This window comes from Streptomyces sp. SKN60 (assembly GCF_026236535.1).
GTDB lineage: Bacteria > Actinomycetota > Actinomycetes > Streptomycetales > Streptomycetaceae > Streptomyces.
The window spans coordinates 1-19,578 of sequence record NZ_JAHTMW010000015.1; the positions used below are offsets into that span (position 1 = coordinate 1).

The 19,578-nt window shown below is 68.6% G+C and carries 16 protein-coding genes and 2 pseudogenes; 12 read left to right on the forward strand and 6 right to left on the reverse strand.

The window, feature by feature from the left end; translation table 11 throughout:
* Positions 1-128: 128 nt before the first annotated feature.
* Both KV205_RS24415 and KV205_RS24420 read right to left on the reverse strand, forming a co-directional pair.
* Positions 129-1,127 (reverse strand): annotated as a pseudogene (locus tag KV205_RS24415) (IS481 family transposase); the annotation flags it as partial.
* Between the two features lie 46 nt (positions 1,128-1,173).
* Positions 1,174-1,851: an NADPH-dependent F420 reductase gene (locus KV205_RS24420; RefSeq protein ID WP_265866727.1), complete on the reverse strand. Its 678-nt coding sequence runs from the start codon at positions 1,849-1,851 to the stop codon at positions 1,174-1,176.
* Positions 1,852-1,958: 107 nt separating this feature from the next.
* Here KV205_RS24420 and KV205_RS24425 point away from each other — a divergent pair, with 107 nt between their 5' ends.
* From KV205_RS24425 to KV205_RS24435, 3 genes and pseudogenes are all read left to right on the forward strand, one after another.
* The gene (locus tag KV205_RS24425) at positions 1,959-2,324 is read left to right on the forward strand and encodes a helix-turn-helix domain-containing protein (RefSeq protein WP_265866728.1); all 366 of its coding nucleotides are present in this window, start codon (positions 1,959-1,961) and stop codon (positions 2,322-2,324) included.
* 127 nt (positions 2,325-2,451) lie between these two features.
* Complete coding sequence (locus KV205_RS24430; protein ID WP_265866729.1) at positions 2,452-3,501, forward strand: hypothetical protein; 1,050 nt, start codon at positions 2,452-2,454, stop codon at positions 3,499-3,501.
* A 233-nt stretch (positions 3,502-3,734) separates the two neighbouring features.
* Positions 3,735-4,525 (forward strand): annotated as a pseudogene (locus KV205_RS24435) (IS5 family transposase).
* A gap of 16 nt (positions 4,526-4,541) precedes the next feature.
* Here KV205_RS24435 and KV205_RS24440 read toward each other — a convergent pair.
* A complete protein-coding gene (locus KV205_RS24440; protein WP_265866730.1) occupies positions 4,542-4,865 on the reverse strand; it encodes a hypothetical protein in 324 nt (107 codons plus the stop codon).
* Between the two features lie 498 nt (positions 4,866-5,363).
* Here KV205_RS24440 and KV205_RS24445 point away from each other — a divergent pair, with 498 nt between their 5' ends.
* Both KV205_RS24445 and KV205_RS24450 read left to right on the forward strand, forming a co-directional pair.
* Positions 5,364-6,578, forward strand: coding sequence for an IS110 family transposase (locus tag KV205_RS24445; protein WP_265866731.1), 1,215 nt, complete (start codon positions 5,364-5,366; stop codon positions 6,576-6,578).
* 1,381 nt (positions 6,579-7,959) lie between these two features.
* Positions 7,960-9,999, forward strand: coding sequence for an AIPR family protein (locus KV205_RS24450; RefSeq protein ID WP_265866732.1), 2,040 nt, complete (start codon positions 7,960-7,962; stop codon positions 9,997-9,999).
* Positions 10,000-10,167: 168 nt separating this feature from the next.
* On the opposite strand, the gene KV205_RS24455 is transcribed toward KV205_RS24450, so the two are convergent.
* Complete coding sequence (locus KV205_RS24455) at positions 10,168-10,584, reverse strand: secondary thiamine-phosphate synthase enzyme YjbQ (RefSeq protein WP_265866733.1); 417 nt, start codon at positions 10,582-10,584, stop codon at positions 10,168-10,170.
* A 91-nt stretch (positions 10,585-10,675) separates the two neighbouring features.
* Here KV205_RS24455 and KV205_RS36560 point away from each other — a divergent pair, with 91 nt between their 5' ends.
* The 6 genes from KV205_RS36560 to KV205_RS24480 all read left to right on the forward strand — a co-directional run bounded on the left by KV205_RS36560 (position 10,676) and on the right by KV205_RS24480 (position 16,052).
* Positions 10,676-10,762 (forward strand): putative leader peptide, encoded by an 87-nt coding sequence (locus tag KV205_RS36560; RefSeq protein WP_374214724.1) that lies wholly within the window; start codon positions 10,676-10,678, stop codon positions 10,760-10,762.
* A 155-nt stretch (positions 10,763-10,917) separates the two neighbouring features.
* The gene (locus KV205_RS24460) at positions 10,918-11,778 is read left to right on the forward strand and encodes an ABC transporter permease (protein WP_265866734.1); all 861 of its coding nucleotides are present in this window, start codon (positions 10,918-10,920) and stop codon (positions 11,776-11,778) included.
* On the forward strand, positions 11,751-12,527 hold the full coding sequence (locus KV205_RS24465) for an ABC transporter ATP-binding protein (protein WP_265866735.1): 777 nt from the start codon (positions 11,751-11,753) through the stop codon (positions 12,525-12,527). Before KV205_RS24460 ends, KV205_RS24465 begins: the two co-directional genes overlap by 28 nt.
* Before the next feature lie 28 nt (positions 12,528-12,555).
* Positions 12,556-13,587, forward strand: coding sequence for an ABC transporter substrate-binding protein (locus KV205_RS24470; RefSeq protein ID WP_265866736.1), 1,032 nt, complete (start codon positions 12,556-12,558; stop codon positions 13,585-13,587).
* Positions 13,584-14,804 carry an LLM class flavin-dependent oxidoreductase gene (locus KV205_RS24475; RefSeq protein ID WP_265866737.1) on the forward strand — a complete coding sequence of 407 codons (1,221 nt, stop codon included), beginning with the start codon at positions 13,584-13,586 and terminating at the stop codon, positions 14,802-14,804. Before KV205_RS24470 ends, KV205_RS24475 begins: the two co-directional genes overlap by 4 nt.
* 171 nt (positions 14,805-14,975) lie before the next feature.
* On the forward strand, positions 14,976-16,052 hold the full coding sequence (locus KV205_RS24480) for an NAD(P)-binding domain-containing protein (protein WP_265866884.1): 1,077 nt from the start codon (positions 14,976-14,978) through the stop codon (positions 16,050-16,052).
* Here KV205_RS24480 and mltG read toward each other — a convergent pair.
* A complete protein-coding gene (gene mltG / locus KV205_RS24485) occupies positions 16,018-16,893 on the reverse strand; it encodes an endolytic transglycosylase MltG (RefSeq protein WP_265866738.1) in 876 nt (291 codons plus the stop codon). The genes KV205_RS24480 and mltG overlap by 35 nt on opposite strands.
* Before the next feature lie 289 nt (positions 16,894-17,182).
* Entirely contained in the window at positions 17,183-19,018 is a 1,836-nt protein-coding gene (locus KV205_RS24490) for an ABC transporter ATP-binding protein (RefSeq protein WP_265866739.1), read from the reverse strand.
* 92 nt (positions 19,019-19,110) lie between these two features.
* On the opposite strand from KV205_RS24490, the gene KV205_RS24495 reads away from it, so the two are divergent.
* On the forward strand, positions 19,111-19,572 hold the full coding sequence (locus KV205_RS24495) for a MarR family winged helix-turn-helix transcriptional regulator (protein WP_265866740.1): 462 nt from the start codon (positions 19,111-19,113) through the stop codon (positions 19,570-19,572).
* Positions 19,573-19,578 lie beyond the last annotated feature (6 nt).

Consider the following 19,578-nt stretch of genomic DNA (forward strand, 5'->3'; position numbering starts at 1 on the left):
TCGGCCTCGGTCACGTTCTCACTGGTCATCGGTGCATCCTCCATGATCGGGAGTTACACCGAACGATTTACAGTCCCCGACAGTGGAGCTGCTGAGCTTGCCGTCTCCAGTCCCACCGACAGGCAGCGCTAGTTGTATGAGGTCAGGACGTGGGTGACGCTGGTGCCGAGTCGGATGGCTGGCGGTTGGTTTCCGATGGCGGTGTGGGGTCGGTGGTAGTTGTAGTGGATGTTCCAGACGCCGAGGGTGTCCGCGCGCTGCTGCTCTGACGTCCAGGTCCTGGCGTAGAGAAACTCCTCGGCCAGGATACGGTTGTACCTCTCGACCTTGCCGTTATGTCGGGGTGTGCACGGCGTAATCCGCTGATGCCGGGACGCCAGCATGGCGCGAGCGAAAGCGTCGGCGCGGTAGCAGGCGCCATTGTCGGTCACTACGCGCTCGATCCGAGTGATCCCGTGGGCTGCGAACCATGTTCTTGCTCGGTGGAGGAACCCGATCGCGGTGCTGGCCGTTTCGTCGGCGAGGGCTTCGGTGTACGCGAGCCGGGAGTAGCCGTCGACTGCTGAGTGCAGATACACGTACCCGCTGCGGGCGCCTTGCGTCTTGGCCTTGTCGACAGCCTTGGCTTGTTCGCTGCCGCGGCCGTGTACACGCCAGCCCCCGCCGTCTTGGATCCGGCCGACTTTCTTCACATCGACGTGCACCATGTGCTCGGGGCGTCTCGCGACGATTGGTTGGGGTGCCCGATTCGATTCGCCATTGGGGTCGATGAAGCGCCGTCGGTTCAGCCCCATCAAGGCCAGGTGCCGACTCACAGTACGTCGGCTGATCGGGGTCCCCTCAATGGTGAGCTCAAAGGCTATTCGGGCTGCCGAGTACTTGCGGTTGCGGCGTAGGTCTTCGATCTGCGCGATCACCCAGGCCGACGTGGCGGTCGGCTGGCGGTGTGGTGTCGAGGAGCGGTCGAGGAGACCGAGCTCGCCGTGGCGTCGATAACGGTTGGCCCACTTCGACGCGCACACCCGGGAGATTCCCATCTCGGCGGCGACGTGGGCGATTGGTCGGGTCTGGCATCGCTCGACCAGGCGTCGGCGGCCCTCGGCCGAGAGCGGAGCATTGCGGTGAGACGTGGTGGGCTTTCCGGACGGCGTGGAGAGAGCGCCGGGGCGCGGGTCACGGCCCTCTCCAGGGGTCTGCCGGCTCAGTGGTTGTCGTGGATGCTGCACTGATCAGCGCCGGGTCGACATCGGGCGCGGCGAGCCTCGGATTGTGGCCGGACGCGACGACCCTCATGACGAATCCCGCGGTCTCTTCCAGCTGCCGGGTGCTGTCGAGCCCTCCGATCACCGCCGCCCGCCCGCCGAGGTCACCGATCAGTGCCGTGGCGAGATCCAGAGCACTGCGCTCGCTGCCGCAGATCGCCACGACCGGCGCCGTCTCCTGCGAGCTCGCGTATGGCCACGAGGCCCCCGCGAACAGGTGCAGCGCCTTGACGACGTGGGCACCAGGAGCGGAGCGAGCCACAGGCTGCGCTGCGGAGCCGGATGCCGGCTTGAGTTCACCGGTCGCGTAGTCGACCGGGTTGGTGCAGTCGATCACGGTCTTGCCAGCCAGCGTCCCGTCGGAACCGCCGACGAGATGCAGAGCGGCCTCCAGCCCTTCCCAGGAGACCGCAACCACGACCGCATCGGCCCTCCCCGCGAAGTCGGCGGGGGCAACTGCTTCCGCTGAGGGGCCGATGTGGTTTGCGGCCTCACTGACGTGCAGCGGATTGCGCCCTGCCACCAAGAGCGAATGACCGGATGCGGCCCAGGCTCGACCGAGCGTCACGGCCAGGTTTCCAGTGCCCAAGATGCCTACGTTCGCAACTGTCTCCTCCGTTTGGAAGCGGTGTCCTCCAGAACCCTACGAACGCGCCTCCTACCATTCGGTAGGAAGCTGATGGGACACTGAACTTCATGATTGAGGAGTCTTGTCAGACGTTCGTCTCCGACTGTCATGTGCGCGTGGCAGCGGAGCTCATCCGCCACACGTGGGACCCCGTCGTGCTCTCAACCCTGCGCCTGGGGCCAACGCGACGCAACGAACTACTCCTGCGCATCACGGGAGTCAGCGACAAAGTGCTCACTCAGGCGCTCCAACGCCTGCAGGCTCGTGGCCTCGTCATCAAAGTGCGCAGCACCGAGCGATCGTCGGAGCATCCTGGCGCGGTTTACCAACTCTCACCGCTTGGCGAATCGTTCGCGAACGGGCCCCTGGCGCAGCTCGCGCATTGGGCGGTAGACAACCAAGCTGAACTCACCGGCCCGCCAACAACCTCATGACCCGCAACACCTAGTGAACAGAAACCAGCACCACCTCCCCATGACTGCAGGAGGAACAATGCCCGCTACCGGACCAGCCACCTTTCTCGTCCCATTCTCCCGGGCGAGCCACGAGCACCTTGAGCCAATGCAGGACGTCACGCAGGCGCTCACGCCCACGTCCACCGTCCTCGGGCCATACGACGTCCCGGCGTACGGGTACCTCCGGAACATCATCCTGGATGTCCATGCATTCAGCGGCTCCGGCAACGGCGTTACCGCCGTGGAAGACGCGCCGTGGAGTGTGATCTCCGAGATCGCCCTCGTCGACACGAACGGAACCCCCGTCGTCGGCCCCTTCTCCGGGTATGACCTGTACCTCGTCAACAAGTACGGAGGATACGCCTACGCTTCAGACCCGAAGTTGTCCCCGATGTATTCGGGTGTCGCAGCGTCCGACGGCGGTTTCCGGTTCTGCTTGCGAGTTCCCGTGGAGTTCTCCACGCAAGATGGGCTGGGAAGCCTCCCGAATACGAACGCGGCATCCTCCTGGAAGGTCCGAATCACGCTTGCCCCTGCGAACCACGTCTACGGCACCGCACCATCCCCCCTGCCGTCGGTGCGTGTCCGGATACACCTGGACGCATGGTCCCAGCCGTCACGGACAGATCTCCAGGGCAACACGACGCCCCAGACACCACCGGCCGTCGGTACGACGTCTTACTGGTCCAAGACCATCCTTCCGGTATCGTACGGCTTCAACACACTCCGGTTGCTGCGCGTGGGGGCGCTCATCCGCAATCTGTTGTTCGTCTGTCGCGACGCGGCCGATTCGCGGTCGGAGGGCGACGCGATATTCCCCGATACGACGTCATTGTTCTGCGACGCCCACCTCCTGAAGGCCTACCAGAAAGATTTATGGAAGCACGAGATGTTCCGGAAGACGGGGCTCTCCGCGCCGATCGAGGCGGCAAACGGACTCGACTCTGGAGTGTATGTCGAGAATTACTGCCCCCACCTCGACGGGAGGGGCGACGAAGAACTCCACCACCGCTACCTGGCAACCACGCAGAGTACAAGATGCGAGCTGACGGGATCGTTCTCCGCGGCCGGAACCCTCACGGTGCTCACGAACGACGTGGTCCCCGCTCCCAAGTTCTGCACGGACGAGGTCGGGCTGGAGGGGCGTCGGCGGTGACGTCACCCATCTCAGCGAGGTGGTCCCTGGGAATGACCTCCCGTGCCATGTCGTCGCCCCGTTCCGGCGTGACCACTATCTGAATTCCCGTCCTTGACCTCGATTCATCAGTGAGCTCTTCAGGCCGCGTTTGAGATCTGCCGCGCCGTGGGGCTGGCAGGGTCGTTGAGCTCTGTGTGAGTGGCTCTGGGGGCGGGTATCCGTCGGACCTGGCGGACGAGCAGTGGGCCCTGATGGAGCCGTTGCTGCCGCCGGCGCGGGTGGGTCCGAAGGGCGGTCGGCGGGAGAAACACCCGCGGCGGCGGATCGCGGACGCGATCTTCTACGTGGTGCGGACCGACTGTGCCTGGCGGCAGCTGCCGAAAGACTTCCCGCCGTGGCCAACGGTGCACTGGTACTTCACCTGGTGGCACGACGACGGCAGTGTCGAGCGTATCCACGACGCACTGCGCGGCCGGATCCGGGAGGCGCGACGTGGAGCCGAGCGCGGGCCTGATCGACTCGCAGTCCGTCCGCACCGCCGACACCGTCCCTGCTGCTACCAGGGGTTTCGACGCGGGCAAGAAGGTGAAAGGCCGCAAGCGGTTCATCGTCACCGATACCCTCGGCCTGCTCATGGCCGTCCACGTCGTCGCGGCGAGCATCCAGGACCGTGACGGCGCAAAGCGACCGTTGCTGTGGACCAGGCTCGACCATCCCGGCGTCCGGAAGGTCTGGGCCTACCAGGGCTTCGCCGGCCGCCTGGTCGAGTGGACTGCCCAGATCCCCGGCCGTGACCTGGAGATCGTCCGCAAGGATCCCGACCAGCGCGGCTTCCAGGTTCAGCCCAAGCAGCGGGCGGTGGAACGCACCTTCTCGTGGGTCACCGCCCACCGCCGCCTTGCCCGCGACTACGAGACCAGCCCCCGCTCATTCGGAGACGGTGATCCGCTGGGCGATGATCGGCATCATGGTCCGCCGCCTTGCCCGACGCCGACCGGCACCCCGGCAAGACCCGCGATCCCTCTCACGCGTCACCGGCTGACGCATCGCACATCTCCTCATGTGTCATACGAGCCGTCCCACGGTGCGCTGAATCCAAGCCGGTTCGGGTAGAACTCAGCCCAGTCATCCTGTTCCACCCCATCGGGATACTCCCCGTGGCACTCAGGGACCAGACCAAACAGTGTGCCGTCGACCTCTACGGCGAACGGGGCGACTGCGATGTCGGCGAACCGCCGACCGGGCAGCGAGTCCAACCACTCACCCATAACCCGCTGCGCGGCTTCCACCACCGGCACCTTCCCCGGTCCGTCGGCGACCGTTCCTGCCGACCTGATGCGCGAGTCCAGGTGCTGGCCGTCGGTGTCGAACTCGTGCAGCACGGAGTACCACCGCCGCACTACCCGCCCATTACCTTCCCGGCCTGTGACAACACCGCTGACGTGAGCGAAGAACTGGCCTCCGTCCCACTGTCCGATGGTGGACGTTCTGTAGTCCGGCTCATGCCGAATGGGAACGAGATCAGGCAAAGTCATGGCCGCACCCTACGTGCCGACCACGACAGTACGGATGCCTGCCCAGCCTCACTCGTCGCAGATCTCAAACGCGGTCTCAGAGTGGCCACTGATCGAGTGCCCCAGGCCGAGTCACCCGATCCATACCGTTCGTCGTGGGCCGTTCCGGTCATTCGTAGGATCGGAGCACCCAGGGGTGCTGGGTATGGCTGTCACCCGATAGCCGATGATGTGGCTTCCACTGATTGGCCGCCCGGCACCCCGCGACGACTCGGCCGCTCATTGGGATACGCGAACTGAATCGCTCGTGTGGATGCGTCGGCGAGGTCGTCTGCTGGGACACAACACCACGTCGGAGGAGGATCGGTGCCGGAATTGTGGGCCGGGACGGACGCGGGGAAGGCCGAGCACCACTGCACGGTCATCGATGCCAACGGGACGACGTTGCTGTCGCGGCGTGTGCCGAACAGCGAGGCTGAACTGCTCGAACTCCTTGGTGACGTATTGGGGATAGCCGACGGTGGTCCGGTCACCTGGGCCGTCGACCTGAACGCCGGCGGGGCCTCCTTGTGGATCGCGCTGCTGGTCAACCACGGCCAGAAGCTGTTCTATATCCCCGGCCGGACCGTGCACCACGCCTCAGCGGCCTATCGGGGCAGTGGGAAGACGGACGCGAAGGACGCGTTCATCATCGCCGACACCGCCCGCATGCGCCGTGACCTGCAGCCTCTGCAGGAGCTCGGTGAGATCGCAGTAGACCTGCGGATTCTGACCGCGCGCCGGATCGACCTCGCGGCCGACCGCACTCGCGCGATCAACCGCCTCCGCGCGCAGCTGCTGGAGTACTTCCCCGCCCTGGAGCGTGCCTTCGATCTGAGCACCTCCAAGAGCGCGCTGATTCTGCTGGCCGGCTACCAAACCCCGGCAGCCCTGCGAAGGATCGGCCGGTCGCGGCTCACGACCTGGTTGAAGAACCACGGCGTGCGTACCAGCACCGCTGCCAGGAGCACGGCCGAGGCCGCGGTGACCGCCGGAGAAGCCCAGTTCACCGTCGTTCCCGGGGAAAGGACCTGCGCGCGGATGGTCCACACGCTGGCCGCGGCGGTGACGGCCCTCGACGAGGAAATCTCGGAGCTCGAAGCCCAGATCGAGGCCCGGTTCCGGGAGCATCCCGACGCAGACGTGATCACCAGCATGCCCGGCATCGACATGACGCTGGGCGCCGAGTTCATCGCCGCTACCGGTGGAGACATGTCTGTGTTCGGTAGCTCCGACCGGCTCGCCGGTGTGGCCGGCCTGGCCCCGGTCCCCCGTGACTCGGGCAAGGTCAGCGGTAACCTCCGCAGGCCCCGGCGCTACAGCAGGCGACTGCTGCGAATGTTCTACCTCTCTGCCCAGGTCGCCACCGTGTGCTGCCCTGAATCGAAGCGGTACTACCAGCGCAAACGCGCGGAGGGAAAGTCCCACAAGCAAGCCGTCCTGGCCCTCGCCCGGCGCCGCCTGAACGTGCTCTGGGCCCTCCTGCGCGACCACAAGCTCTTCGAGACCGCTGCGGCCCGCGCAGGCGCGACAGCGATATGACCCAACCACAGTGGGTCACTACCGCCCCTTGACAACACCATTGGGAATCAGTGGCCACTCTGAAAAAGCTCAGTGCACCACGTGCGACGGAACCGAATACCGCGGCGTGTGGAAGTGCGCCAGCTGCCGCGGCAGTGACGACTGCAAGGCATGTGACGGCCGTGGCTGACCACACGATCCTGCCAGTTCGGCCTGGTCCTCCGGTGAGGACTTGTGCCGCGCGGCACGAACTCCCACCGCCTCGAACGGGGAGCTGAAATGTGGAAGCGCGTTCTTTATGGGGCCTTGGTGTGCCTGTCAGCGCTGGTTGCCCTGGGGCTCGCCTCCTGGCACTTCTGGGAGACCTGGACCAGGCTGATCAGGTGGCGAGTGTCTGCGGAGCAATCGCGGGCGTCATCGCGGCTGTCGTGCCGCGGTGATCCTCTTGAGGACTCCGAGCACGCCATCCGCAGTGGTCACCATGCGCGCCGGACGAAGCTCGCTCCTAGCCCAGGGGACCATCGAGCGGTCACACGCCCGTGTGCCTCGTGACGGCTCGTCACAGGTCGACGCTGGTGAGGATGTGCACATCGCTGCGGGAGACGGTTCCGTCCTCTCCGGTGCCGGCCTTGGAGACGTAGCAGCAAGAGAGGACGCCATCTCCTCATGACAGGTGCCCGAGACGCCAACTCCCCTCGACGGGGCACGGCAGTCCGTACCGCCGCCTCCCACTCATCCCCCCGGTTCACCGCGGGTGACGGAGCACTGCTGGCAGGCCACAGCATCACGAACCCGAACCGGCCCGTCCATCGGTCGGGACAACCGGGGCACCATCGTCGGCCGGGACATCAACAACACGACCAAGAAGGGAGGACGCTGGTGGATCCCGCTCGTGGTCCCTCTCCTGGCCGGAACGGGTGGGGCGTGTACTGGGCCACGCAGGGAACCGGAAACTCCGTCCGTGATGTCGGAGCTCAGCCTGGCGAAGCCGGTGTGCGCGACACGTGGACCACAACCTCCGAAGCGGTACGGAGGGGAAATGGGGAGACCGTGTGCGCCCCGGACAAGTGCGCCAAGGCTGTGGGGGAACTCTTCGCCAGCTCGGAGTCCTCGACGCTGGACGAGGCGGCATCCGGCAGCCTGCGAGAGGTGGCGGTGCAGGGAGAATGGGCCGAGGTCGTTCAGGCGCGGCCAGGCGATCCGGAGCCGTCGTACAGCTACATGGAGCGCTTCGGCGACAGATGGTGCTGGTCACATCGGGTCCTCTTCGTCAAGTTCCACCCCGAAAAATGTCCACAGGCCACCTGGAACGATTCCGGATCGCAGGATCCCAGGTGCCGCCTGGAATCACTGTTTCCGCCTGACACGTCAAGGCAGTAACTGCTTGGACGAAGAAGTCCCCATGGCCGCCGGCACGCCCCTCCAAACCAGCGGGAAGGCGGTTCGGAGGAGGCTGCTGGGACCTCGGCCGCCTGCAGCAGGTGTCGCCACCACCGAGGGAGCCGACCTCGCCAGTCCGGCGCACCCCGACGCCGCCGGGCTCAGGGAGGGCATCCGGCACCGCACACGCAGCTGGGTCACGCCGAGCGCACGCTACGACCTGATCTACACCACTTCGAGGGGTTTCCTCTTGCTGGGTGAGCCTGCGACCATCTTGTCTCGTTCGCCTGCGCACCGGAGGTGTTGGATGACGTCTGCTCAAAACAACGATCAGCGACTTCTGGACCGGATTCTGGATGACCAGCACCGGCGGCTGGCGCCACAGAAGGGACGGGACGACTTCTTCACATTCTTCGCAGCCGACAAGGCGCTGCAGGATTGGGATCTGGACAACGACGAAATCACCGACGGCATAGTTGACGGCGCACACGACTGTGGCATCGACGGCATCTGGTCATTCGTAGACGGCCGCTACGTCACTTCTGACGCCCACCAGTACCTCACTCAACGTGCCGGCACCATCGAACTGGTCGTGCTTCAGGCGAAGACCTCACCCGGCTATCAGGAAACGGTCTTCGAGAAGCTCCACTTCCATCTGCCCACGCTTCTCGACATGAGCCGCGACGAAGACGAGCTGGGCTCTCACACCAACGCCAAACTCCTCGAGCGCACACGACGATTCCTCCGCGTTCTCGAAGACCTGGCCTCCTCGTTCCCACAGGTACGGGTCAAGGTGATCTACGCCAGTAAGGCGGCAGAGGGCCCTCACCCCAACGTGAAGGCAAAGGGAGATCGTCTCCGTCGAGAAATCTCCAAGATCACATCGGACACACAGGCGACGATCGAGTATCTCAATGCGGCGGACCTTCGCGAACGAACCGCCCGTGGCGCGAAGGCGGTGGCGCAGCTCGTCTTCACCGAAACTCCCATGAGCACGTCTCTCGGGGAGGGCTACGTGTGCCTGGCACGGCTCGATGAGTACTACCGCTTCATCACCTCGGACAACCAGGCCCTCCGACTGGAGCTGTTCGAATCGAACGTGCGGGACTACGCCGGTTCCACAGCGGTGAACAATGCCATCGGTGAGACCTTGAAGTCCGGCACGGGCGAAGACTTCTGGTGGTTCAACAACGGTGTCACGGTCGTCGCCGACGCAGCACAGATCGCGGGCAAGAAGATCGTCATCAAGGATCCACAGATCGTCAACGGACTTCAGACGAGCCACGAGGTCTACAGCTTCTTCCAAGCCGGTGGTCATCACCGCGATCGCTCTCTGCTCGTCAAAATCGTGGTCGCACCGGAGAACGGGACAGCTCGCGACAGGATCATCCGGGCCACCAACAGTCAGACCCAGCTTCCGGCCGGTGCGCTGAGGGCCACCGAACCGATTCAGAAGGACATCGAAGAGAGTCTCACGCATGGCGGCGGCTACTACTACGAGCGGCGCGCCAGCTATTACCGCAACCTCGGGTTCCCGCTTGATCAGGTCGTCTCCATGGCGCGGTTGGCACGCGAGTTCACGGCCTTCGCGCTCCGCGAGCCGCACGTGGCACTCAGGCACTCAGAGGCCTTGCTCCTCGAGGACAAGCACTACCACCAGATCTTCTCCTCGAAAGTGGATCTCGACCTCTACCGTCTGTCCCTCGACGTCCACACCCGGATCCGGCAGCATCTGAATGCGTACACCGAGGATCGCCCCCTTCTCGGAGAGACCATCGAGAACTGGCTCTACCCCCTTGCCTCAGTGTCCGCCTACGCGCTCACGCGGCTGCGCCAGCCCACCCCGCGCGATCTGCTGAACATCGACCTCGACCACCTCAACACCGAGCTCATGGACCGTCTGACAGGCGTGCTCGACCAGTGCTTCAAAACAGCCCTACGCAACAACAAGGCCGGCGGCGTCGACCGGATTGCCCGAAGCCCCGAATTCACCAACCGCATCCGCCAGACGGTGGTGTCCCAAGGTCGCTTCCACATCGAAAATGCATCGAAGGACGTCTGAATCACTCAGAGACAGACGCGGTCCTCGGCGAAGCAAGCCGCTCCCTCGCCGCATCACAGCACCGGGCCGACGCTCCGAACCGGAGGGGCGGATGCCCGGCGGGGCACGCTCCGGACCATCACTTGGAGCGGCCGCGGATGCCACTTACAGTCATGCGGCAGCGAGCCGCTACCCCAGGAACGACAACCGGACCTGCCGCCGCGGGTTGTCCTTGTTGGTGTCCACCAGGCAGATCGACTGCCAGGTGCCCAGTTCCATACGGCCCGCCAGGACAGGGACCGTCGCGTGGGGCGGGATGAGGGCCGGGAGGACGTGGTCGCGGCCGTGGCCCGGGGAGCCGTGGCGGTGTTGCCAGCGGTTGTCGGCGGGGAGGAGGTGGTGGAGGGCGGTCAGGAGGTCGGTGTCGCTGCCGGAGCCGGTTTCGAGGAGGGCCAGGCCCGCGGTGGCGTGGGGGACGAAGAGGTGGAGGAGGCCGTCGCGGCCGGAGGCGGTGTCGGCGAGGAACTGTTCGCAGTCACGGGTGAGGTCGGTGACCGTCTCCGTCGAACCGGTGGTCACGGTGAGGACGGTGCTGGTGAAGGACATGGGGTCATCTTGCCGTTCACGGGGCGGGATTACGCGTCCACGCTCCGAGACGGCGTTGACCGGCCGCCGAACGGGTCGCTAGGTTCGCGCCATGTTGCGTACAGCACTGCTCACCACGCGCGGTCACATCGACCTGCTGCGGGTAGCCTCCGCCGCGTGTTCCCGCCGCGGCTGCTGACGCCCTTCTGCGTTTTCCTCGGCGTCCTCTTCGGCGTTCTCTTCAGCGCTTTCTTCGGCGCTTTCTTCTGTCTTTTCTCCGCGGCGTTCTGACGGACTGGCCGCCGCGCCCTCGCGCCTTCGCGCGCCCCCTCCACCTTCCCCGGAGCCTTCTTCATGACCCTCGGGCATGCACCGGCGCATTCTCCGCCGGATATTTCCGCTATTTCAGAGCTTGAGTCGCTCGTCTCCGGCCGGCGCGCCCGTCGGCTGCCGCGCCCGCCGCGCTGGCTGCGGCGCGCCGTCGGGCCCGTGCTTCTCCTCGTCCTCTGGCAGGTGCTGAGCGCCACCGGCGTGCTGAGTGGTGACGTGCTCGCCTCGCCCGGGACCGTCGCGCGGGCCGGCGGTGAGCTGGTGCGGGACGGGACGCTGCCGCACGCGATGCTGGTCTCCCTGCAGCGGGTCGCCGTGGGGCTGCTGATCGGCGGGGCGGTCGGGGTGTCCCTCGCGCTGGTGTCCGGGCTCTCGCGGCTCGGCGAGGACCTGGTGGACGCGAGCGTGCAGATGCTGCGCACCGTGCCGTGGGTGGGGCTGATCCCGCTGTTCATCATCTGGCTCGGGATCGGCGAGGCCCCCAAGGTCGCGCTGATCGCGCTCGGCGTCGCCTTCCATCTCTACCTCAACGTGTACGCGGGGATCCGCGGCGTCGACGCCCAACTCGTCGAGGCGGGCGAGTCCTTGGGACTGGGGCGCTGGGGGCTGATCCGGCACGTGGTGCTGCCCGGGGCGCTGCCGGGGGCCATGACCGGGCTGCGCTACTCGCTCGCCACCGCCTGGCTGGCCCTGGTCTTCGGCGAGTCCGTGAACGCCGACGCCGGCATCGGCTTCCTGATGAACCAGGCCCGCGAGTTCTTCCGCACCGACGTCATCGTCGTCTGCCTCGTCGTCTACGCCCTCCTCGGCCTCCTCGCCGACACCCTCGTCCGCTCGCTCGAAAGGCTGCTGCTGCAATGGCGACCGACCTTCACCGGACAGTGACCGTCCGCGGTCTGACCCGCTCCTTCGACGGCCGGGCCGTCGTCGACGGACTCGATCTCACCCTGCGCGCCGGCCAGTTCACCGCTCTCCTCGGCCACAGCGGCTGCGGCAAGTCGACCCTGCTGCGCGTCCTCGCCGGCCTCGACCGGGAGATCAGCGGCACCGTGCTCGTGGCGAAGCGGCGCGCCGTCGCCTTCCAGGCGCCGCGGCTGATGCCGTGGAAGCGGGTCTGGCGCAATGTGCTCCTCGGGCTGCCCGGCCGCCCGGACCGCGAGCGCGCCGAACGGGCCCTCGCCGAGGTCGGCCTCGGACACCGGTCCGGTGCCTGGCCGAAGACACTGTCCGGCGGCGAGGCCCAACGCGCCTCGCTCGCCCGCGCGTTGGTACGGGAGCCCGATCTGCTGCTGCTCGACGAGCCGTTCGGCGCGCTCGACGCGCTGACCAGGATCAAGGCCCAGCGTCTGGTGGACGAGTTGTGGCGGCGGCGCGGCTGCACGGTGCTGCTCGTGACCCACGACGTCGACGAGGCGCTGCTGCTCGCCGACCGGGCGCTGGTGATGCGGGACGGCGTCATCGCGTACGACACCCCGGTCGCCCTCGACCGGCCCCGCGACCCCGCCGACCCCGGCTTCGGCGCCCTCCGGGCCCGGCTGCTTTCCGAACTCGGCGTCCACGACACCCCGGGCGCCCTCCGGGACGCCTCCACGACCGCGGAGACCCCCGCCCCGCCCGTACCCCAGACCGTCTGATCCGCCCCACTTCCCGAAGGTCGCCGTCATGACACGCCTCCGCTTCCTCCGCCCCGCCGCCGCCCTCCTGCTCCCGCTCGCCCTCCTCTCCTCCGCCTGCTCCCCCACGCCCTCCGCCGCCGCGGGCGACTCGTCCTCGGTCGTGCTGCGCGTGGGCGACCAGAAGGGCGGCTCCGAGGCCGTGCTGCGCGCCGCCGGGGAGCTCGACCACCTGCCGTACCGCGTGACCTGGTCGACCTTCACCTCGGGACCGCCACTCCTCGAAGCGATCAACGCGAAAGCCGTCGACATCGGCGGCGTCGGCAACACGCCACCCGTCTTCGCGGCCGGCGCGGGCTCGAAGATCACCGTGGTGGCGGCCACCCACGGCGATCCGGCCGGCGAGGCCATCCTGGTGCCGCGCGACTCGACGCTGCGCTCCGCGGCCGACCTCAAGGGCCGTTCGATCGCCGTCGCGCAGGGCAGCTCCGCGCACTTCCAGCTGATCGCCTCGCTGGCGAAGGCCGGGCTCCGGCTCTCCGACGTCCAGGTGAAGCTTCTCCAACCGGCCGACGCGCTCGCCGCGTTCACCAGCGGCAAGGTCGACGCGTGGGCGGTCTGGGACCCGTACACCTCACAGGTCCTGCAGAGCGGCAAGGGCCGGGTGCTCACCGACGGGCGCGGGGTGGTCAACGGGCTCGGCTTCCAGGTCGCCGCGCCCGCCGCGCTGGCCGACGCGAAGAAGGCGGCGGCGATCGGCGACTTCGTCGAGCGGCTGCGGCGCGCGCAGGACTGGGTGTACCGGCACCCGGAGGCGTGGGCGAGGGTCTGGTCGAAGGAGACCGGTCTGCCGTACGAGGTGGCGCTCGCCTCGGTGAAGCGCAGCAACGGCACCCGGATAGCCGTCGCGCTCGACCCGGCGGCCGTCGCCTCCGAGCAGAAGATCGCCGACACCTTCGCCGAACTCCGGCTGATTCCACGGACGTTCCGCTTCGCGGACTTCGTCGACAACCGCTTCGACAAGAACCTGCCGCCGTCCACCACCCCGGCGCGCTCCTACGGAAAGGACTCCTCCCGATGACCGTGCATCTCCACTGGTTCCTGCCGACCGGCGGCGACGGCCGCACCCTGGTCGACCGGCACGTCTACGCCGACGGCGGCATCGGCCGCGCCTCGCGCACCGCGAGCGGGGTGCGCCCGCCGGACATCGAGTATCTGGCGCAGATCGCCAAGGCGGCCGAGCAGTTGGGCTTCGAAGCCGTCCTGACGCCGACCGGTACGTGGTGCGAGGACGCCTGGCTGACCACGGCGGCGCTGGCCCAGCACACCGAACGCCTGAAGTTCCTGGTGGCGTTCCGTCCGGGGGTGCTTTCGCCGGTGCTCGCCGCGCAGATGGCGGCCACGTATCAGCGGATCACCCGGGGCCGGCTGCTGCTCAATGTGGTGACCGGCGGAGACTCGGCCGAGCAGCGGCGCTTCGGGGACTTCCTGGACCACGACCGGCGCTATGCGCGGACCTCCGAGTTCCTGGAGATCGTGCGCGGGGTGTGGAGCGGCCGGCCGTACGACTTCCAGGGCGAGCACTACGAGGTCGAGGGCGGGCTGACCGCACTCCCGCCGGATCCGGTGCCGGAGATCTTCTTCGGCGGCTCGTCGGTGGCGGCCGGGCCGGTCGCCGCGGCGCACGCGGATGTGTATCTGACGTGGGGCGAGCCGCCCTGGCAGGTGAAGGAGAAGATCGACTGGATCCGACGCCTTGCCGAGGAGCGGGGCCGCACAGTGCGCTTCGGCATCCGGCTGCACACCATCTCGCGGGACTCGGCGCGCGAGGCGTGGGCGACGGCGGACCGGCTGCTCGCGGATCTCGACCCGGAGACGGTGGCGACGGCGCAGTCGGCGCTCGGGCGCAGCGAGTCGGTGGGCCAGCAGCGGATGCTGGCGCTGCACGGCGGCGGCGCGCTCGACCGGGACCGCCTGGAGATCGCGCCGAACCTGTGGGCGGGCATCGGTCTGGTACGGGGCGGGGCGGGCACCGCGCTGGTGGGCAGCCACGCGGACGTGGCCGACCGGATCGAGGAGTACCACGACCTGGGCGTGGAGCACTTCGTGCTCTCCGGCTATCCGCATCTGGAGGAGGCGTACTGGTTCGGTGAGGGCGTGACGCCGGAGCTCGCCGGGCGCGGCCTGCTGCCGACCCTGCCCGCCTCGCCGCTGCTCGGCGGCGGCCCGGCCGCGAACGGGCGCCCGGCCTCGGCCCCGGGCGGAGCGCCGCTGCTTGTCGCGGGCGGCGGACGCTAGCCCGTATCCGCGCACGGACACCGCACGGACGCCGCACGGACACCGTGGGCGGGGCGCGGGAAGATCCCGGCCCCACCCACGGTTGGTGGAATCGTGAACGATTTCGAGGTGCACGAGCTGGACGAGCTGAACGGCGCGGACAGGGCTGACCGGACGACGCCGGGCGGCGCGGTGCGCGCTGTCGACGTGGTGGTCATCGGGGCCGGGCAGGCCGGCCTGTCCGCGGCCTACCACCTGCGGCGCACCGGCTTCGAGCCCGACCGGGACTTCGTGGTCCTCGACCACGCCCCGCGGCCGGGCGGCGCCTGGCAGTTCCGCTGGCCCTCGCTCACGTACGGCAAGGTGCACGGCATGCACGCGCTGCCCGGCATGGAGCTGACCGGCGCGGACCCGGCGCGGCCGTCCTCCGAGGTGATCGGCGGGTACTTCACCACGTACGAGGAGACCTTCGACCTGCGGGTGCACCGCCCGGTGGACGTCACCGCGGTCCGGGAAGGGGAGCACGGGCGGCTGCTCGTGGAGACCTCGGAGGGCACGTACGCCACCCGGGCGCTGATCAACGCAACCGGCACCTGGGACCGGCCGTTCTGGCCGCGCTATCCCGGGCAGGAGACCTTCCGGGGGCGCCAGCTGCACACCGCCCAGTACCCGGGACCGCAGGCCTTCGCCGGGCAGCGGGTGATCGTGGTCGGCGGCGGCGCCTCCGGCACCCAGCACCTGATGGAGATCGCCGACGTCGCCGCCGCGACGACCTGGGTCACCCGGCGCGAGCCGGTCTTCCGCGAGGGCCCGTTCGGCGAGGTCGAGGGGCGGGCCGCGGTCGCCCTCGTGGAGGAGCGGGTACGGCAGGGGCTGCCGCCGCGCAGCGTCGTGTCGGTCACCGGCCTTCCGCTCAACGACGCCATCCGGGACGCCCGCGCCCGCGGCATCCTCGACCGGCTGCCCATGTTCGACCGGATCACCCCGACCGGGGTGGCCTGGGACGACGGGCGGACGGTGGACGCCGACGTGATCCTGTGGGCCACCGGTTTCCGCGCCGTGATCGACCATCTCGCACCGCTGCGACTGCGCGAGCCGGGCGGCGGCATCCGGGTCGAGGGGACACGGGCGGTCCGCGACCCGCGGATCCATCTCGTCGGTTACGGTCCCTCCGCGTCCACCATCGGCGCCAACCGGGCCGGCCGGGCCGCGGTCGCCGACATCCGGCGGCTGCTCAGGAACGCCCCGCGGCCCGTCGCTGCTCGTTGAAGTCGGCGACGTTCGCCTGGTGTTCGGCGTAGCTGCCGGTGAAGCGGGTGTCGCCGTGCCGCACGGTCACGAAGTACAGCCAGTCGCCGTCCGCCGGGGCGACGGCCGCGCCCATGGCCTGGTCACCGGGGTTGCCGATGGGTGACGGGGGCAGGCCGCGCCGCTCGTAGGTGTTGTAGGGGCTGTCGACGCGGGTGTCCTGGTGGCTGGTGTCGACGGTGTCCCGGCCCAGGGCGTAGTTGATGGTGGAGTCCATCTGCAGCGGCATGCCCTGGGCGAGCCGGTTGTAGACGACCCGGGCCACCTTGCCCATGTCCTCGGGGGTGTCGGCCTCCGCCTGGACGATGCTGGCGACGATGACCATCTGGTGCACGCTCAGCCCGTGGCGGCGGGCGCCGTCGGCGATGCGCGGGTCGCCGAAGCGCTTGGCGGCGGTGGCGACCATGTAGCGCAGCAGGCCGTCGACGGTGGTGGCCTTGTCGACCGGGTAGGTGGCGGGGAAGAGATAGCCCTCGGGGTTGCCCTCGGCGGCGGCCGGCAGGGCGAGCTTGGTGGCCGGGGCCTGGGCGGTCTTGCGCGCGGCGCCCTGGGGGAGCTTGAGGGAGCGGTCGACGGCCGCGTACACCTCGCCGTCCCGCCAGCCCTCCGGGATGAGGAGGGTGCGCTGCTTCTCGGGGACGGGGCGGGGCGCGGGGGCGTCGCCGCCGGTGAACAGCAGCAGCAGCACGGTGATGGCCGTGGCGGTGGCGAGCAGACCGCCGAGCAGCAACGCGAGCTTCCCGCGCCGGGTGAGCCGGGTGCGGCGGCGACGGGGGTCGGGCTGCCAGGTCCGGTACGTCATGGGCGCACGCTAACCCGCTCCGTACCCGATTCCGCGGAACCCGCGCACGCGGCAGCGCCGCCGGTCCCTGGGACGGGGGCCGACGGCGCTGGCCTTCCTGCTACGGGTCAGACGAGCCAGCCCAGGAAGTGGAGGACGCCGGCGAGCAGGTTGGTGATGACGTTCATGGTGGTGCTTCTCCTCGTACAGAGCTTTCTGTGGGACTGCGCAGTCGCGGTCTGCAGCCCGTCGCTTGCGCACCGTAATCATCCGACGCCGTACGGGAGTTGGGCAACGAAATCCGGAACGATCACGCGTTCTGGGGAACAACCGCTCCCACGTTCGTGTGTTCGTCGCGGCGCACCAGGGCCGCGTACCGCCCGTCGAGGGCGAGCAGTTCCTCGTGGGTGCCGCGCTCGACGATGCGGCCGGCGTCCAGGACGACGATCTGGTCGGCGTCGCGGACGGTGGAGAGGCGGTGGGCGATGGTGATGGTGGTGCGGCCGGCCGAGAGCGCGTCGATGGCCTGCTGGACGGCGTGTTCCGTACGGGTGTCGAGGGCGCTGGTCGCCTCGTCGAGGATCAGCACCGGCGGGTCGCGCAGGATGGTGCGGGCGATGGCCAGGCGCTGCTTCTCGCCGCCCGAGAAGCGGTGGCCGCGCTCGCCGACCAGCGTGTCGTAGCCGTCGGGCAGCGAGGCGATGTGGTCGTGGATCTGGGCGGCGCGGGCGGCGGCTTGTATCTCCTCGTCGGTGGCGTCGGGCTTGGCGAAGCGCAGGTTGTCCGCGACGGAGGCGTGGAAGAGATAGGTCTCCTGGGAGACCACGCCGACCGCGCGGGCGAGGGTGTCGAAGTCGAGGTCGCGCACGTCGACGCCGTCGAGGGTGACCCGGCCGTCGGTCACGTCGTAGAGCCGGGGGACGAGGTAGCTGAGGGTGGACTTGCCGGAGCCGGTGGGGCCGACCACGGCGAGGCTGCCGCCGGCCGGGACGGTGAGGTCGATCGCGTCGAGGGTGGGGCGGCCCTCGCCCTCGGGCTCGTAACGGAAGGTGGCCTTGTCGAAGGAGACCTCGCCGGCGACCTTGGAGAGGCGCACGGGCTCGTCGGGTTCGGTGATCTCGACGGGCAGGTCGAGGTACTCGAAGATGCGCTGGAAGAGGGCGAGCGAGGTCTGCATCTGCACGCCGGTGGACAGCAGGCTCACGGTGGGCCGGAAGAGGCCCTGCTGGAGCGAGACGAAGGCGACCAGGGTGCCGAGCGAGATCGCGGGGCCGCCGACCTGGAGGGCGAGGCCGGCCGCCCAGTAGAGCAGGGCGGGCATGGCGGCCATGACGATGCCTATGGTCGACATCCGCCAGCGGCCGGCCATGGAGGAGCGCACTTCGAGGTCGACCAGGCGCTCGGACTCGTCGGCGAAGGACTTCGTCAGGGAGTCGGCGCGGCCCATGGTGCGGCCGAGCAGGATGCCGCTGACGGACAGCGACTCGGTGACGGTGGCGGCCATGGCGGCCATCTGCTTCTGGCGCCGGGTGGTGATCCGCTTGCGCTCGCGGCCGACCCGGCGGCTGATCCAGACGAAGACGGGGAGCAGCAGCAGCGAGACCAGGGTGAGCCGCCAGTCGAGGGCGAGCATGGCGACGACGCTGGCGACGACGGCGGTGAGGTTGGAGACGAGCGAGGTGGCGGTCGAGGTGACCGTGGCCTGCATGCCGCCGATGTCGTTGGCGATGCGGGACTGGACCTCGCCGGTGCGGGTGCGGGTGAAGAAGGCCAGCGGCATGCGCTGCAGCTGGGCGTAGACCGCGGTGCGCAGGTCGTGCATGACACGCTGGCCGACGGTGGTGGAGATGAGGGTCTGGAGCACGCCGAAGACGCCGGAGGTCACGGCGGTGAGGATCATGCCGAGGGCGAGCAGGCTGAGCAGCCCGGTGCGGCCCTGCGGGATGGCGGTGTCCAGGATCTCGCGGAGCAGGAAGGGCGAGGCGACGGACACCAGCGACGAGGCGGCCACGAGCAGGCCGACCACGGCGAGGCGGCCGCGATAGGGGTGGAAGAGCCGGAGGATGCGCCGCAGCTGGGCGGGTTCCTTGGGCTCCTTGGGATCACGGGCGGGGGGCGTCCAGGCGGACTCGTCGTGCGGATGCATGGGCTCCTACGAGGGTTCGAGAGTGGGGCGATGAGAGCATAGCTCATTGTTACCTATACTCACAATGCACGTGGTCCTGATATTGTTCCGTCATGAGTACCCCGGCCCTCCCCGACTCCCCCGACCCCGACGGTGTCCTCGCCGAGCAGCTGCTGCGGCTCACCCGCCGGCTGCACCGCCATCACAAGCGGTATCTGGAGCCGGTCGGGATCACCCCTGCGCAGTTCCGGCTGCTCCGGACGGTCGCGCACTACGAGGAGCCGCCGCGGATGGCCGATCTCGCGGCCCGGCTCGAGGTGGTCCCCCGCGCGGTGACGAGTCTGGTGGACGGCCTGGAGGCCGCCGGCCGGGTGCGCCGGGTGCCCGATCCGACCAATCGCCGGGTGGTCCGGATCGAGCTCACCGACGCCGGCCGCGACACGCTGAGGGAGTTGCGCAGCGCGCGCCGTGCCGCCGCAGAGGACATCCTTGCCCCACTGACCGTCGAACAGCGCGAAGTGCTCGGAGGTCTGCTGTCCGCCCTGGTCGACGGCGGTCCTGAGCGGGCCTGCTGAGATCCC

What these genes read in the sequence shown, in the direction of transcription:
- KV205_RS24425 (WP_265866728.1), top strand. Translation starts at nt 1,959, where the DNA reads ATGATTGAGGAGTCTTGTCAGACGTTCGTCTCCGACTGTCATGTGCGC.
- KV205_RS24430 (WP_265866729.1), top strand. Translation starts at nt 2,452, where the DNA reads ATGCAGGACGTCACGCAGGCGCTCACGCCCACGTCCACCGTCCTCGGG.
- KV205_RS24450 (WP_265866732.1), top strand. Translation starts at nt 7,960, where the DNA reads ATGGCCGCCGGCACGCCCCTCCAAACCAGCGGGAAGGCGGTTCGGAGG.
- KV205_RS24455 (WP_265866733.1), bottom strand. Translation starts at nt 10,584, where the DNA reads ATGTCCTTCACCAGCACCGTCCTCACCGTGACCACCGGTTCGACGGAG.
- KV205_RS36560 (WP_374214724.1), top strand. Translation starts at nt 10,676, where the DNA reads ATGTTGCGTACAGCACTGCTCACCACGCGCGGTCACATCGACCTGCTG.
- KV205_RS24460 (WP_265866734.1), top strand. Translation starts at nt 10,918, where the DNA reads ATGACCCTCGGGCATGCACCGGCGCATTCTCCGCCGGATATTTCCGCT.
- KV205_RS24465 (WP_265866735.1), top strand. Translation starts at nt 11,751, where the DNA reads ATGGCGACCGACCTTCACCGGACAGTGACCGTCCGCGGTCTGACCCGC.
- KV205_RS24470 (WP_265866736.1), top strand. Translation starts at nt 12,556, where the DNA reads ATGACACGCCTCCGCTTCCTCCGCCCCGCCGCCGCCCTCCTGCTCCCG.
- KV205_RS24475 (WP_265866737.1), top strand. Translation starts at nt 13,584, where the DNA reads ATGACCGTGCATCTCCACTGGTTCCTGCCGACCGGCGGCGACGGCCGC.
- mltG (WP_265866738.1), bottom strand. Translation starts at nt 16,893, where the DNA reads ATGACGTACCGGACCTGGCAGCCCGACCCCCGTCGCCGCCGCACCCGG.
- KV205_RS24490 (WP_265866739.1), bottom strand. Translation starts at nt 19,018, where the DNA reads ATGCATCCGCACGACGAGTCCGCCTGGACGCCCCCCGCCCGTGATCCC.
- KV205_RS24495 (WP_265866740.1), top strand. Translation starts at nt 19,111, where the DNA reads ATGAGTACCCCGGCCCTCCCCGACTCCCCCGACCCCGACGGTGTCCTC.